This window comes from Ralstonia insidiosa, from assembly GCF_008801405.1.
GTDB classification, from domain to species: domain Bacteria; phylum Pseudomonadota; class Gammaproteobacteria; order Burkholderiales; family Burkholderiaceae; genus Ralstonia; species Ralstonia insidiosa.
Genome location: NZ_VZPV01000001.1, coordinates 17079 through 32196, shown reverse-complemented (window position 1 = coordinate 32196; position 15118 = coordinate 17079). Strand labels below are relative to the sequence as shown.

13 protein-coding genes are annotated in these 15118 nt (G+C 67.4%); 7 read left to right on the top strand and 6 right to left on the bottom strand.

Annotated features, from left to right (window positions below; translation table 11 throughout):
• The first annotated feature begins 10 nt into the window (after positions 1–10).
• Together F7R11_RS00145 and F7R11_RS00140 are read left to right on the top strand one after the other, a co-directional pair.
• Positions 11–1276 carry an MFS transporter gene (locus F7R11_RS00145; protein ID WP_064805506.1) on the top strand — a complete coding sequence of 422 codons (1266 nt, stop codon included), beginning with the start codon at positions 11–13 and terminating at the stop codon, positions 1274–1276.
• 87 nt (positions 1277–1363) lie between these two features.
• Positions 1364–3634 carry a mechanosensitive ion channel family protein gene (locus tag F7R11_RS00140; protein WP_064805504.1) on the top strand — a complete coding sequence of 757 codons (2271 nt, stop codon included), beginning with the start codon at positions 1364–1366 and terminating at the stop codon, positions 3632–3634.
• A gap of 282 nt (positions 3635–3916) precedes the next feature.
• Here the strand turns inward: F7R11_RS00140 and F7R11_RS00130 are convergent, their stop codons facing one another.
• Entirely contained in the window at positions 3917–4972 is a 1056-nt protein-coding gene (locus F7R11_RS00130) for a porin (protein WP_104577624.1), read from the bottom strand.
• Positions 4973–5257: 285 nt separating this feature from the next.
• On the opposite strand from F7R11_RS00130, the gene F7R11_RS00125 reads away from it, so the two are divergent.
• Positions 5258–6121: a MurR/RpiR family transcriptional regulator gene (locus F7R11_RS00125; protein ID WP_104577623.1), complete on the top strand. Its 864-nt coding sequence runs from the start codon at positions 5258–5260 to the stop codon at positions 6119–6121.
• Positions 6122–6133: 12 nt separating this feature from the next.
• Here the strand turns inward: F7R11_RS00125 and F7R11_RS00120 are convergent, their stop codons facing one another.
• Complete coding sequence (locus F7R11_RS00120) at positions 6134–6937, bottom strand: PepSY-associated TM helix domain-containing protein (protein ID WP_104577695.1); 804 nt, start codon at positions 6935–6937, stop codon at positions 6134–6136.
• 90 nt (positions 6938–7027) lie between these two features.
• Complete coding sequence (locus F7R11_RS00115) at positions 7028–7966, bottom strand: helix-turn-helix domain-containing protein (RefSeq protein ID WP_208636675.1); 939 nt, start codon at positions 7964–7966, stop codon at positions 7028–7030.
• 115 nt (positions 7967–8081) lie between these two features.
• On the opposite strand from F7R11_RS00115, the gene F7R11_RS00110 reads away from it, so the two are divergent.
• Positions 8082–9014 carry an alpha/beta hydrolase family protein gene (locus F7R11_RS00110; protein WP_104577621.1) on the top strand — a complete coding sequence of 311 codons (933 nt, stop codon included), beginning with the start codon at positions 8082–8084 and terminating at the stop codon, positions 9012–9014.
• Positions 9015–9026: 12 nt separating this feature from the next.
• Here F7R11_RS00110 and F7R11_RS00105 read toward each other — a convergent pair whose 3' ends face one another.
• Positions 9027–9848 carry a MipA/OmpV family protein gene (locus F7R11_RS00105; protein WP_238500842.1) on the bottom strand — a complete coding sequence of 274 codons (822 nt, stop codon included), beginning with the start codon at positions 9846–9848 and terminating at the stop codon, positions 9027–9029.
• A gap of 203 nt (positions 9849–10051) precedes the next feature.
• Here F7R11_RS00105 and F7R11_RS00100 point away from each other — a divergent pair, with 203 nt between their 5' ends.
• The gene (locus F7R11_RS00100; RefSeq protein WP_031330120.1) at positions 10052–10783 is read left to right on the top strand and encodes a response regulator; all 732 of its coding nucleotides are present in this window, start codon (positions 10052–10054) and stop codon (positions 10781–10783) included.
• A gap of 3 nt (positions 10784–10786) precedes the next feature.
• The gene (locus F7R11_RS00095) at positions 10787–12085 is read left to right on the top strand and encodes an ATP-binding protein (protein WP_104577619.1); all 1299 of its coding nucleotides are present in this window, start codon (positions 10787–10789) and stop codon (positions 12083–12085) included.
• A 50-nt stretch (positions 12086–12135) separates the two neighbouring features.
• Here F7R11_RS00095 and F7R11_RS00090 read toward each other — a convergent pair whose 3' ends face one another.
• Positions 12136–12936 carry an AraC family transcriptional regulator gene (locus tag F7R11_RS00090; protein WP_021197325.1) on the bottom strand — a complete coding sequence of 267 codons (801 nt, stop codon included), beginning with the start codon at positions 12934–12936 and terminating at the stop codon, positions 12136–12138.
• 200 nt (positions 12937–13136) lie between these two features.
• On the opposite strand from F7R11_RS00090, the gene F7R11_RS00085 reads away from it, so the two are divergent.
• On the top strand, positions 13137–14324 hold the full coding sequence (locus F7R11_RS00085; protein ID WP_167317197.1) for an ABC transporter substrate-binding protein: 1188 nt from the start codon (positions 13137–13139) through the stop codon (positions 14322–14324).
• A 6-nt stretch (positions 14325–14330) separates the two neighbouring features.
• On the opposite strand, the gene F7R11_RS00080 is transcribed toward F7R11_RS00085, so the two are convergent.
• Positions 14331–15113, bottom strand: coding sequence for a GNAT family N-acetyltransferase (locus F7R11_RS00080; protein ID WP_104577617.1), 783 nt, complete (start codon positions 15111–15113; stop codon positions 14331–14333).
• Between the last annotated feature and the right edge of the window lie 5 nt (positions 15114–15118).

Here is a 15118-nt window from a genome sequence, read left to right as displayed (position 1 = left end):
TTCCCCTGCTGTGACCGCCCCGTCTTCCAGCGCGCCCGCCGCGGTGCCCGCCATCGAACCCGCCGATCCGTCCCGCTGGCTAGTCCGGGGGCATCCCGGCTATCTGCGCGCCAATCTCGCGCTGTTTGCCGCGGGCTTCTCCACCTTCTCCCTGCTGTATTGCGTGCAACCGTTGATGCCGCTGCTGGCGCACGACTTTGGCCTCACGCCCGCGCAGACGAGCCTTGTGCTGTCGGTGTCGACGCTGTTGCTGGCGTTTGCGATTCTGTTCGCGGGGCTGCTGTCGGAGTCGATCCACCGCAAGACGTTGATGGGCGGGTCGCTGGTGCTGTCTTCCGGGCTCACGCTGTTGGCGGCAGTGCTGCCAGGCTGGCATGACCTGCTGGTCACGCGTGCGTTGCTGGGTATCGTGCTGGGCGGTGTGCCGGCCGTGGCGATGGCGTACCTGGCTGAAGAGGTGCACCCGCAAGGCCTGGGGATGGCGATGGGCCTGTACGTGGGCGGCACGGCTTTCGGCGGGATGGCCGGTCGCGTGTTGACTGGCGTGGTGGCGGACCACACGGGCTGGCGCATCGCCATGGGTGTGACCGGCGCGCTGTGCCTGGTGGCTGCGCTGGTTTTCATCTGGCTGCTGCCGCCGTCACGCCGTTTTGTGCCGCGCAAGGGCGTGGCGCTTGGCGACTTGCTCGATACGCTCGCCGCGCATTTGCGCGAGCCTGGCCTGCGCGCGCTGTTCACCATGGGCTTTCTGCTGATGGGCGGCTTCGTCACGATCTACAACTACGCGAGCTTCCACCTGCTCGACGCGCCGTATTCCCTGAGCCAGACGGCGCTTGGCGGCATCTTCATGGTGTACCTGCTGGGCATCGTGGCGTCTGCATGGTTCGGGCGCATGGCCGATCGGCACGGCCGCGGCCGCATGCTGCTGACAGGCACGGCGTTGATGTCAACTGGCGTTCTGCTGACGCTGGCTGCACCGCTGGTGCTGGTGATTGGCGGGATTGCGCTGCTGACCTTCGGCTTCTTTGGTGCGCACGCGGTGGCCAGCGGCTGGGTGGGGCGCCGTGCGCAGCGGGCCAAGGGGCAGGCTGCGGCGCTGTATCTGTTGGCGTACTACCTTGGGTCCAGCTTGATCGGCACGGCGGGCGGCAAGCTGTATGCGCTGTGGGGTTGGCCCGGTGTGGTGGCGCTGGTGACGGCGCTGATGCTCTGCGCGCTGGGCACCGCCACCTGGCTGTGGCGGCGTGCGCCCCTGCCGCCCGGCGCCAAGCGTTAAGCTGGCGCACGCCGCGCCAACGGGTGCAGCGCGAGGGAATTCGGGTATGGTGCAGTGTTCTGTGTCTGCACGATCGCTTTCCTCATCATGCGCACCCAATTCCTGTTGTTGACGCGGCGGCTGTCGCTGCTCGCGTTGTTTCTCCTGACACTGGGCGCTGCGCCAAATGTGGTGCATGCCGCGCCGGTGTCGTTCTCCAAGCTGACCAAGCTATCTGCTGCTGAGAGCAGCGCCTCCGCGCCGGCGGCCACCCCTGCACAGACGCGCGAATCGCTCGATGCCGTCATCACGCTGCTCGACAACGATCAGCAGCGCGCCGCGCTGGTGGGGGAACTCAAGCAGTTGCGTGACGGTGTGACCGCGCAACAGAAGGCGCAGGCCGAGCAGGCGCCGGGGCTGCTCGGCGCGGTGGCCTCGCTTATCGAAAACGGCTCGGTTGAGGCCGACGTGGAAGCCGGCGCGCCGCGCTACTGGCTGCGCCGTATCGAGGCCGCCAGCGGCAACGCCAGCCTGCTCGCCGCACCGGAGCGGCGCATGAGCGTGGTGACTGACTTTGCCGGCACGGTTGCGGTGTGGGCAGGCATTGCCGGTGGACTGCTCGGCTTGGGCTGGTTGCTGCGTCGCCTGCTCGGCATCAAGGCCGGGCTTGGCGCTCACCCCACCACGCGTGCACTGTTCGTCGATGCGCTACGCAAGATCGGCCCGTGGGCCGTGTCGTTTGCCGTGCTGATGCGATGGGAGCACGAGGCCACGCCGGGCTTTGTGCTGGCGGTGGTGCTGGCGTACGCCATCGTGTGGGGCGCGATCATCATGGCGGGCGTGGCGATGTTGTTCTCGCTGTTTGCCGGCAGTGCGCACCGGCGTGTGGCCGTGGAGTACCTGCTCAAGCACGGCATGTGGCCGATCTTCCTGACGGCCAGCCTGGGTGCCTGCGGTGATGCCCTGCTGGACCCGCGCGTGGCGCTGATGCTGGGCGGTGCGCTCAGCCTGCTGCTGTCGACCATCTGCAATGCGGTGTCGTCGATCATGCTGGCAGTGGGCGCGCTCTGGGTGCGGCGCCCGATCGGTCAGTTGATCACCAACCGGCCGCTGGAACAGCGTCAGGGCGAGCACGCCGGCAACGAGCTCCGTCGGTTGATTGCCGCGCTGTGGCCGGTGCCGGTGGTGGTGCTGGCGGGCGTGACGGTGGCGGCCACGCTCACCATGCCCGACAACGTGGATGCCATCTCGCGCCGTGCGGTGATGACCTCGCTGTTGCTGGTGGCGGCGTTCTTCCTGACGGCGGTGGTGCGCCCGCGCGCGAGCTGGCGCTCGCACTTGCGGCTCACGCGCACGTCGCCGTATGTGGAGCGGCTCAAGCATTTCTTCGCGGCGCTGGTGCAGCTCGGCATCTGGATCGTCTTTGCAGAACTGGTGCTGCGTGTGTGGGGCCACACGCTGGTGGAGGTGACGCACAGCTCGGTCAACGGACGCCGCATTGCTGACGCGATGGCCGGGCTGATCAGCACGGTGTTCGCCACATGGCTTGCGTGGATCCTGCTCGATACGGCGATCCTGCGGGCGCTGTCTCCGGCCACGTCGCGCGCGCAGCCCAGCACACGTGCGCGCACCATTCTGCCGCTGCTGCGCAACGGCCTGAAAGTCGCGCTGATCGTGACGGCCGCCATTGGCGTGCTGGCCAACCTGGGTGTGAACGTGACGCCGCTGGTGGCGGGTGCCGGGGTGATCGGTCTGGCGGTGGGCTTTGGTGCGCAGTCACTGGCGCAGGATCTGATTACCGGCATCTTCATCCTGATGGAAGACACCATCAGCGTGGGCGATACGGTGGATGTGGGTGTGGCCACCGGCACGGTCATCAGCCTGACCATCCGCACGGTGCGACTGCGCGATGGCACGGGGGCGATCCATTCGATTCCGTTCAGCCAGATCAAGACGGTGCGCAACCTCTCGCGTGACTATTCGTTTGCTGACTTTGAGGTGCGTGTTGCCATGGATGCCGACCCGCAGAAGGCCATCGACCTCGTGCGCACGGCCGCCGACCAGATTGCCGGCGAGCCGCGCTTTGCCTACACCCTGCTGGGTGGGGCCGAGGTGTTTGGGCTGGACCGTTTTGATAGCAGCAATGGCGGCGCGATGATCGTCAAGGGGCGCTTCAAGACGCTGCCGCAGAAGCAGGCCGAGGTGCTGCGCGCGTTCAACGTTGTGCTCAAGGATGCGTTTGATGCGGCGAAGATGCCGTTGGCGACGCCGGCTACGGTGTTGCGGACGTCGCCGGCGTTTGAGCAGTGGATGACGCAGGTGGGTGGGGAGAGGGTATCGCCTGCTTCCAATGAGCCGCCTGCGAGTGCACCTGCTTAACGGCGTTGGTGGTTTGCTGCTGTTTCGTCCCCTGCTGGGGCCGACTTACTTTCTCTGTCTTGCCAGAGAAAGTAAGCAAAGAGAGGCGCGCCCGAGATGGCGACTTCCCCTTGAATTTCTGTAACCGGGCGGAGACGGGGAAAACTCGCTTCGCTCAGACAGTTCCCCGTCTTTTTTCCGCCCGCTTACAGAAATTCAAGGCGCCATCTAGGGCAGGGTACGGCCACACCGTCTGGGCGCGGGTGTTGGCGCCGGGTTGGTTTGCTTGGCCGTTGCCTGGTTTTAGAACCCGTGACGCATGCCGACCATCACGCCGGTCTGCGATGCCTTCGGCAGTGCTGCGGCCAGTACGGTGCCGGCATCTTTCTGGTGGGTGTAGTCCAGGCCGACGTACAGCCAGGTTCGCTTGCTGGCCACGTAATTCATGATCGCGTAGGCCGTGTAGCGCAGGCCGTCGGGGTCACGCTGGCGCGTGGCCATGCCGCCCACTACCAGGTTGTATTGCCCGCTGAAGTCGTACTTCACGCCGCCCAGGATCAGGTCGTTCTTGGTGGGCGTGCCGTCGCGGTAGTTGATGTAGCCGAGCATCAGCTTGGCGGCACCGACCTGTACGCTGCCGCCCGTCGTCCACGTGCGGGTGGCGACGGACAGCAGGTCCTTCTGCTGTTCCCACGCGCCGCCCACGGTGACCGGGCCGCTGGCGTAGTTGAGCGACAGCGCGCTGTAGTTGCCGGCGGAGAACGCACCCGCCTGTTCGCCCATGCCGACCATCACGCCCGGGCGCAAGCCGTTGAAATCGCCCACGTACTTGACCGCGTTGTCGATGCGCACGCCGGTGGCGGTGACGTGCCACGCCGTCGCCCCCAGGTTGCCGATGGAAAGCGCGTCGTACTGGCCGGCCGTGTTGAAGACCAGGTTTTCCTGACGACCGAACGTGAGGGAGCCGAAACCGCCCTCCAAGCCCACGTAGGCCTGACGCCCGAACAGGCGCGATGTGGCCGGCGTGACGGGTTTGTAGCCGCCAAGGCCCATGTCGTTGGTCGAGCCCACGCCCGTGTCCGGTGCGAAACCGCTGACCAGGTGGAACACCGCCTTCAGACCGTTGCCCAGATCTTCCGACCCGCGAATGCCGAAGCGGCTGCCGCTGTAGTAGCCGCCGACTTCTTCTGCCTTGCCGTGGCCCGCGGCGTCGTTGTTGGTGCTGTAGCGCAGGCCGGTTTCCATCACGCCGTATAGCGTGACGTTGGATTGCGCGTGCGCAGTACTGCAGGCAAGCAGGCCCGCCAGTGCCGTCAGTCTGATCGCGGACAGCGGAATGGAATGGATCGAAGTGGTCATGTGGCTCCCTTATTGTCGTAACGACTGTTGTGTTGGCCGGAATGGGTTTCCGGATTGGCTCGGGGGCCGACTCTCGGGCAAGTCGTGTCTGTAAGGGGTGAAGTTACGCGCGCACCGGCAAAGCGCCGCGCACGCCGCGCGGGTTGGGGCGCCGCACGGTCTTTGTGCTGTGTGCGTAAACCGCGGACTTACAGATTCTTGGGGGTTTTCCCTCGGGCAAGCGGTGCGGCACGGGGCTGCCGCTACACTGGCGACGCTCTTGTCCGACTGTGACCGCTCGCCGCCATGCCTTCGCTCTCCGTGCCCGTACTCAACGCTTTGCGTGACCAGTTGCCCGCGCTTTCGCCGGCGCAGCAGGGGGTGGCGCGGCTGATCCTGGAGGCGCCGGAGCTGTCGCTTGAACAATCAGTGGAGACACTGGCCGTGCGCGCCGGTGTGTCGATGCCGACCATTGTGCGGATGTGCCAGGCGCTCGGCTTCGAGGGCCTGCGCGAGTTCAAGGCCACGCTGGCTGCCGAGCTGGCGCACGCGCAGCCGACGCTGCCGGGCCACGTCGGCCGGGCTGATCCGCCCGCGCTGGTGGCCAGTAAGGTCATCGACGGTGCTACGCGGGCGCTGGCAAGGCTGCGCGACACGCTCTCCGCCACCCACATCGACGCCGCTGCAGAACGCATCGCCCGTGCGCGCCGCGTCGATTGCTATGCCGCCGGCGCGGCCTCGTCGTTCATGGCCAACGACATGCAGTCACGGTTGATGCGGCTGGGGCTGGCGTCCAACGCCTACTTTGATGCGCACTTGCAGTTGGTGTCGGCGGCAACGCTAGGGGCGTCGGATGTGGTGGTGGCGTTCTCGCACGTGGGGCGCATGCCGTATTTGCTGGAGTCGATTGCCTATGCGGCGGAGCAGGGCGCCTGTGTGATCGCCATTACCCAGGCGGGCACGCCGCTGGCCGAGCGCGCGCAGATCGCGCTGACGGTGGATGTGCCGGAAGATGCGGTGATGCGGGTAGGCACCGAGGCGTACTTGGTGCATCTGACGGTCATCGAGATCCTGATGACCTGTGTGGCGCAGCGCCGCGACGAGATGGTGCGGGCGCGCATGCGGGCGATCCAGCGGCTGCTCACAGAACGGAGCGTGGACCGCCCGTAAGGCGGGCAAGCGTTACAGCCGGGCGATGATCAGCCCAAGCGTCAGCAGGCTCCCCAGCCCGAAGATCGTCCAGCCGACGGTGCGCCGCTTGGTGGTCAGCACCCACAGCCACAGGCCCGAGATCGACAGGAAGATCAGACAGCCGGCCAGCGTATCCACCAGCAGAATCCACGGCACCGTCATGCCGACGCCCTTGTGCAGGTTGTTGAGCGTGGCGAGGAAGCCGTTGTCGGTCTGGCGGACTGCCACCGAGCGGTTGCCGGCCCAGTACTCGGCCTGAACTTGCGTGGTGGCATTGCCGAAGCTGAAGGTCCACTGCTCGGGCTGCATCAACGGCTTGGCGGTGTCGCGCGAGGCGTCGCCTTCGGTCTTGGCGGCGCTGTCCCCTGAACCTTCCTTACCTTCGTTGCGGCCCTCCCCCTTGGCCGGGCGCTCGGCCCAGGCGACAGGCTTGGCCTTCTCCACGCGGATGCGGTTGGCGGGTTCCTGAATGTTCAGTGTTTGTTGCAGCCACGCTCCCATCGCCTCGGGCGTGGCGGGCATCGGGTCGGGCAAGGCGATCTGCGTATTGGTGCGCTGTTGCGCCACTGGCAGTTTCAGCACCGCGCGGTGGTTTAGCCAGATGCCGGAGACGCCGAAGATCAACCCGATCACCGCGCCCCACAGCCCGAACCAGCCGTGTGTCTTGCGCAGCCAGCGCACCAGGGTGGCGCGGTGGTTGGCGGGGTGTTCGGCGCGGGCTTTGGCCGGCCGGGCGTTGGCGGTCGGTTTGGCGCCGGGTTCGGCCGAAAGCGGGGGATGCGACAGGTCGGTCATGAGGCACATGGCAGCGCAGTGGCTGCCGGTGAGGGACAAATCGACCGGTCAATATAAATGAGAATGATTCTCGTTGCAACGCGTATGCGTTTACAACGTAATACGCTCCAACGCCCGGCGTGATGCCTCATCCGCCGGATAGAAACACTCGATGCGCATTTCCTGCAGCCCCGCATCGCGCGGTGTGCCCAGCGTGGTGAGCGTGGTGAACAGCGAGAGCGTCACGCCGTCGCGCTGCAGGGTCACGGGCAGGAAGGGCAGCGGATCGCCGGTGCCAGCTGCCGTGGGCGATGGCGGTGTTTCCGCTGCATCAAACAGCGCGGGCTGCAGCGCACGAATGTCGTGCAGCAAGCGCTGCGTGGCCGGGTCGATGGCGTGCAGGGCAAATTCCTGCCTTACGCGCCGGGCGAGGTAGCGGCCCACTTCTTCGCGGTTCACGATCGCCGGCCACAGCCCGGTCGGGTCGAACACCAGCTTCATCATGTTGACGGCGCCCGAGTTGCGTTCGGTCCCGCTCTCCGAGCGGTCGTCGCCGATGGCCCAGCGCATCAGGCGCCGGTGCGCGGCGTTGGCGTCGAGCAGGTGCCAGAAGCGGTCGAGCACGATGGCCGGGTAGGGCGCCTGCTTGTCGAGGATCAGCTTCACCGCGTGGCGCACCGCCTGCATCATCGGCGAGGTCTCGTCAGGCGGCGTGGTCAGGCCCTGCTCCGGATACGCGGGCGCAAAGCCGGCGGCCAATAGCATCTGGTTGCGATGGCGCAGCGGCACATTCAGCTCTTCGGCCAGTTGCAGGATCATGTTGCGGCTGGGCGCCGCACGCGCCGATTCCAGAAAACTCACGTGCCGTTGCGACACCCCTGCTGCCAGCGCCAGGGCCAGCTGGCTGTAGCCGCGCCGGGTGCGCCAGAAGCGCAGCAGCTGCGGGAAGCGGGTCAGTGCGGCTTCGGGCGGCTCGGCGCCGGTCTGGGCTGCGTCGGCGTCATCCAGCACGGCGGTACTGTCGGCGGAGGCGGTCTGGGCGGGTTTCATGTCACCTATTGAAGCAGAGTCGGGTAGGTGCAGCGATTACCTGTCGCGTAATTGTGACCGCCACCCCTGCCGCCCATACTGCCAGCATCCCCGACACCCCCGAGCGGAGTGCCCCATGCAGCGCGAATCGATCGATTACCCCGCCGATGCGCTTCCCACCCGCGAAGACCACGTGCGCACCGCCGACGGCTGGACGCTGCCCGTGACTGTCACGAGCCCCGGCCTGGGCGCACATGGCACGGTGGTGATCTGCTCGGCGCTGGGCGTGCCGCGCCAGTTCTATGGCGCGTTTGCCCGCGGGCTCTGCCTGGCCGGCTGGCGGGTGGTGACGTTCGACTATCGCGGCATTGGGGAGGCGCTGGCTACCGGCCCAGAGCATTTGCCACCTGCGCCGCGTTTTGCAGACTGGGGCCGGCGCGACATCGACGCCGTGCTCAAGTGGGTACATGACACGCTCGTCCCCGAGGGCTGTGGCGGGCGCAAGCTGGTGGTACTCGGCCATAGCGCGGGCGGGCAGCTGGCCGGGCTGGCGCCGCACATCGTGCATGCCGATGCGCTGGTACACGTGGCGGTGTCGCTGGCCAACGCGCGGCTGTGGCCCTGGCGCGGGCTGCTCAGCCGGTCGCAGTTGGCGTGGTTGCTGCGCGTGCGGATTCCGCTGGCGGTGGCGCGTGTACGCGGCGGCATGTTGCCGCTGTCTGCCATTGGGATGGGGCCGATGGCGATTCCGGCCACCATCCTGGGCGATTGGGCGCGCTTTGCCCGGCAGCGCGGTTACCTGTTCGCGCCGCGCACGGGCCTGGATACCTCTCGCTACCCGAGGCTCGCGGTGCCGCTGCTTGCCTGGGGTTTTGATGACGACCCGATGGCGCCTGCCCGCGCCATCGATGCGTTGGTTGCGCAGTTTCCCGCCGCCAGCGTCTCGCGCCGGCAGGTGGGCGGCGCCGCGCTGCCAGCCAAGGGCGTCGGCCACATGGGCTTCTTCCGCGCGTCGTCCGGTGCGCCGTGGTGGCGCGAAACGGTGGCGTGGCTCGACGCGCTTGCCTGAGCTGGGGCGACCTTAGAACGTGTAGACGACGCCTGTGCCGCCAAAGTAGCTCTGCTTGTTCTGCACGATCGGGCTCTTGGCGGCGTTGCCCAGCAGGCGCGTGGTGCCGACCGCCGTCTGCATGGCCCAGTGGCGCGAGAAGGCGTGCGTCCAGGCCACCGTTACCGAAGCGGCCTGCAGACCGCTGCCCGCGTCGTACTGCGCGAAGCCGCTGTTGACCGACTGCTGCGGCGTCACCCCGAAGTACGTCTGCATGTACTTGCGCGAGCCGAAATGCAGGCTCGGGCTCACGCTGATCTTGCTGGTCCCCCAGCTCGCCAGCGGCGTTGCCACGTCGATATGGCCGGACCAGCCGCGCTCGCGGTTGGTGATCGGCACTTCCAGCGAAGCGGTGGCGGTGGTCTCGCCGACGATCTTGCCGCCCACCGTGAACACGCCCAGCAGCGAGCCCTTCACTGTGCCCATGCCCTTCAGGTAGTCCGAGCCGGGGCGGCCGAAGCGGTTGGTGTCGGAGCGGCCCGGGTCATACGACAGCGCGGCCGACGCGAACATGCCGTTCAGGAAGCGGATGGCATAGCCCGCACCGCCCTGGGTCGGGTCGATGAACCAGCCGTTGCCGAAATCCGCGCGGAAGCCGGGGCCGGCCGTCACGGTGTACTGCTTGCCGCCCTGATAGCGCGGTGCCACGCCCGCGTTGAGCGACAGCGAGTACGACGCCGCGTTGGGCGCGTCATCGGCATACGCCGAGGCGGCCGGCAGCCACATGCCCGAGAGCAGAACCAGGTATGGAAGGGAGACGCGAGGAGCAAGACGCAGGGAGAGACGATTGAGCACGATAGACCTCTTGTTGGATCTCTTGAGAGAGAGTCCGAAGTCTGGCGAGAGGCCGCGCGCACGTCTGTCTGGAAATTGCCGGGAAGTTGTGCGCAATTGTGCGCGAGTGTTTGCAAGTTTCGCCGCCCCCTCCACTCGCAAGCCGGTCGCCGTACACTGCGCCCCATCAAAAGAAAAACGGGGGCGAACGGACCATGACGGCGATGACCGACGAACCGCTCAAGACCAAGGTGCTGCTGATTGAAGATGACGACCGTCTCGCGCAGCTCATCAGCGAATACCTGGGCAACTACGAATTTGCGGTGGAGGTGGTGCGCCGGGGCGACATCGCCGTGGCTGCCGTGCGCGAGCATGCGCCGGCGCTGGTGATTCTTGACCTGATGCTGCCGCACCTGGATGGCATGGAAGTGTGCCGGCGCATTCGTGGGTTCTCACGCGTGCCGGTGCTGATTCTGACGGCGCGCGTGGATACCTACGACCAGGTGGCGGGCCTGGAGATTGGTGCAGACGACTACGTGCTCAAGCCCATCGAGCCGCGCTTGCTGGTGGCGCGGGCCCGTGCGCTGCTGCGCCGCGCCTTGCCGACCATGTCGAATTCGGAACCGCTCGCGCCCCACGACGACACGCTCGTCTTTGGCGAACTGGCCATCTCGCCGCCCAATCGCGCCGTCACCTGGCGCGGCCAGGCGGTCGACCTGAAGACGGCCGAGTTCAACCTGCTGCTGATCCTGGCGCGCGCCGCGGGCACCGTGCTCAGCCGCGACGACATCCTCAAGCAACTGCGCGGCATCGAGTTCGACGGGCTGGACCGCACGGTGGATTCCGGCATCTCGCGCCTGCGCCGCCGCTTTGGCGATGCCTCGCCCGAGCCGCACAAGATCAAGACGATCTGGGGACGCGGCTACCTGTTCAGCCCGTCGGCCTGGGAGGATTGAGGCATGCTCAAGTCCTTATTGAAGCTCTACGCCATGGTGGTGCTGGCGGCGGCGCTGGCGCTGATTGGCGTCAACAAGTCGTTCGTCTGGATGTTCCACGACACCCTCACACACGGTGAGCGCGAATTGCGCAAGGGCTACGCCTTTACGCTGCAGGACTACCTGGACCGTGCCGGCCCGGCAGGCCGCGACGCCGCGCTCGCGCGGCTGAACGAGCACGCGTGGGAGCGATTCGATTTTGTCGATCCGGACACCGTGCCGGACTTGTCTGCCCAGCAGCGGCGCGATCTTGCCGAGCACAAGCTGATCCTGATGACCAACGGCAAGGACTACTACCTGCCATTGCGCGACGGCACGGTGCTGCACGCCTACGCTGCGGACATGGAGTATCTCGGCATTCAGCTGATCGCCTACTCGCTGATTGCCATTGCCGCGCTGTTGCCGCTGCTGGCCTGGGTCTGGCTGCACTGGCGCGATCTGCGCGCGCTGGAAGCGGCGGCGCGCGGTTTTGGCGCGGGCAAGCTGTCGACGCGCGCGCATCTGCACAAGCGCTCCAACGTGTTTGGCCTCGCCCGCCAGTTCAACGACATGGCCGAGCGCATCCAGGGTTCGATCCAGCACCAGCGCGAGATGATGAACGGCATCTCGCATGAGCTGAAGACGCCGATTGCGCGGCTGGAATTCGGTATTGCGCTGCTGCAGTCCCCCGTGCCGGAGGCGCAGCGGACCCTGCGTCTGGACGCCCTGCGCCGTGACGTGCGCGAGCTGGACGAGCTGGTGAGCGAACTGCTGGCCCTGAGCCGTCTGGAGCAGGGCGCCACGCACCTCGTGCTGATGCGCGTGGCGGTGGGTGAGTGGCTCGACAGCGTGGTTGCCAGTGTCGCCAACGACGTGGCTGACCGCCAGCTCACGCTGGCCGTGCACACCGAGGCCGCCCCCACCCACCACGTGTGCGATCCGCGCCTGGTGGCGCGAGCACTGCTCAACCTGATCCGCAACGCCGCGCGCTATGCGCGCAACACCATCACCGTTCGGGTGGAGACCGGCCACGCCGGTGCGCTGCGCCTGACCGTGGAAGACGACGGCCCGGGCATCCCCGCGCCCGATCGTGCGCGCGTGTTCGAACCGTTCCTGCGCCTGGATGCCAGCCGCGACCGCCACACCGGCGGCTTTGGCCTGGGCTTGGCGATCGTGCGCCGGATTGCGCTGGTGCACGGCGGTGACATCCGGCTCGATGCCGCAGAGGGCGGCGGCGCGCGCTTTGCGATGCTGCTGCCGGCGATGAGCGAGCCGCCGATCTAGGGCCGGTCATCCAATCAAACGCGCGAGCCCGTTTGATTGGATGGCAGGCCCTAGGCGTCGCCCTCCGAGCCGGGCCGGTGCAGGAACGCGCTCGGGCTCTGCCCGAACGCCCGGCGGAACATCGCTGAGAACGCACTCTGGCTGTTGTAGCCCAGCGCCTGCGCCACACGTGCGAGCGGCACCCCCTTCGACATCATCGGGATGGCGCTGGCGAGCACCGCCTGCTGGCGCCACTGCGAAAAACTCACCCCCAGTTCCTCACGAAACCGCCGCGCCAGCGTGCGCTCGCTGGCGCCCACGTCGCGGGCCAGGGCATCGAAGGTCAGCGGCGTGCCGGGGTCGGCCATCACGCGCTCACACAGCGCGCGCAGGCGCTTGTCGGTGGGCATGGGCAAATCCAGCGGCAGCGGGGCACTGTGGCGGACTTCGTCGAGGATGAGGGCGCCCAGCGCCTGCTCGCGCGCGGGCGGCAGCGGTTGGTGCACGTCCATCGCCGCGATCAGCTCGCGCAGCAACGGCGACACCTCCATCACACGACACTGCGCCAGCGTGCCCGTCGCCAGGGACGGGTCGGCATAGAGGGTGCGCAGGAACGCCGCCTCGACCACCCACACCTCATGCTCGATACCGGGCGGAATCCAGATGGCGCGCGAGGGCGGCACCACCCAGGCCGTATCACCGGCCTGCACACGCAGCACACTGTTGTGGCTGTACGCCACCTGCGCCCACGGATGCGTATGGCGCGGGAAGCGCGTGTTGGCCTCCATCTGCCGCGTGTACAGGCGCACCGGATGCGCCGGCGAGGGCGGGGTACGGCCTTCGATATCGGTGGGCAGGAGGCGCTGCGGCATGGGAGGTGGGGCGCGTTTGCGACAGAAGCGGTCGAGTGAGTCTAAAACGACCCCGGCAGGACTTGTCGAAGCCCCTGCGCAATGGCAGGCTATCGCCCGCGCGAGTTATGTTTCGCGCAACCAGAACGACAAAGTGGGCCGCCCAGGTGGCCTCGACAATAACGCCGTTGCCCACGAGGCGGCGGTGAAGGGTGCCAGCAATGCAAACGGGAAATCACACGCGCAGCCGGGGGGCGCGCGGAAGGACTTGGCGTGGCCGGCCGTGGGCTGCCGCGCTTGCGGCCTCGCTGACGGTGTGCGCAGTGCTCGCGGCGTCTGCCGCCCGCGCTGACATCAGCATCATCCAATCCTTGCCGCTATCGGGCTCACAGGCCGCCACGGGGCGTGCGCTCAACGCCGGCGCCCGGCTCTACTTCGACTGGCTCAATCTCGATGGCGGCATCAACGGCGAAACCATCCGCTTGGTCGCCCGCGACGACGAGCAGAAGGTCGAGCAGACCCTGCGCAACGTGCGCGACATGGCCAGGATCGACAACCCGGTGGCCGCGCTCACCGTGGTCGGCACCGCCAATGTGGAAGCGCTCATGCGCAACGGCGTGCTGGCTGAAGCCAACCTGCCGCTGGTCGGGCCTGCCACGGGCGCATCCAGCATGACCGGCGATCCGCTGGTGTTCCCCATCAAGGCCAGCTACCAGCAAGAGATGGACAAGATGGTGAGCGCGCTCGTCACCATTGGCGTGACGCGCATCGGCGTGCTGTATCAGGATGACGCGCTGGGCAAGGAGGCGCTGGCCGGCGTGGAGCGCACGCTCAAGCCGTACAAGCTGACGATTGCCGCCACGGCCTCGTACCAACGCAACACGGTCACTGTTGGCCCGGCGGTGGACAAGCTGCTGAGCACGGACGTGCAGGCGATCTTTCTTGGCGCCACGGCGGAGCCCGCCGCGCAGTTCGTCAAGCAGTACCGGGCGCGCGGCGGTGGGGCGCAGTTGCTGGGGCTGTCGTCCATCGATCCGGGCATCCTGCTCAAGGTGGCGGGCATTGAGGCAGTGCGCGGCTACTCGCTGGCGCTGGTGATGCCCAACCCGGGCAAGAGCGTGAACCCCGTCATCCGTGAGTTCAACCGCGCACGCACGGCGGTGGGCGCCAAGGATGTCGACCTGTCATTCCGCGCGGTGGAGGGCTTTGTGGCCGCCAAGGTGCTGGCCGAAGCCGTGCGCCGCGCCGGCCCCAAGCCCACGCGCGACCAGGTGCGCCGCGAGCTGGCCAACCTGCGCAACTTTGATGTGGGCGGTGGGTTTGTTGTGGACTTTTCTGATCGCACGCGACCGGGCTCGCACTATGTGGAGCTGGGCGTGGTCGGGCCGAACGGGTTGGTGATCCAGTAAGCAGGCTCAGGCCGGCTGCGCTGGCCCGACGCGATAGTGATACGCGTAGGCCTCGACAAAGCCCAGCGAGCGATACAGGCTGAGCGCCGGCACGTTCTCGGCGCTGACCTGCAGATAAGCGGTGACCGGCATACCAGCGGTGCCCTGGGTACGCGCCCAGCCGAGCATCGCGTCCGTCACGGCACGCCCCAGCCCTCGGCCGCGCGCGGCACTCGCCACGCGCACATCGAACAGGCCGACATACGCGCCGTCTGCCACGGCCAGGCCGATTCCCAGCGTGGTGCCATCCGCTTCGCGCAACGTGATCGCCGCGTGCGGGCGGTCGAGCGCGTCGAGCATGGCGCGGCGTGTGGCGCGTCCGTGCGCATTGAGGCCGTCAAACTGCGCGAAGGCGTCGTGCCAGGGTTCGGGGATCATCGTGTCGATGCTAACGGAGATGCCGTCGGGCAGCACTGCCGGTGCTGCGGGTGCCAGCTGCGCGGTCATGACGAGGCTGCGGTCGGTGATGCGGTAGCCGCGCGCTTCGAGCAGCGCATCGGCCTCGGGCGAGGCCAGTGGCGTGACGCGCACGATGGGCGGAAAGCCCGCGTGGCGGTAGACCGTTTCGATGCGGTTCAGGCGATCCGCATCCAGTGCGGCGCCCGGTGCGCGCGGGTTGGCGGAGTTGGCCCGTTTGGCCAGGCCCCCCGCCATGCGCAGCACCCAGGGGCCGTCTTCGATACTGTGTTCGGGCGGCAGCGCGGCAAAGCCGGCGTGCTCGATGGCAATGATGCCGCCCGGGTTCTGCATCGTGG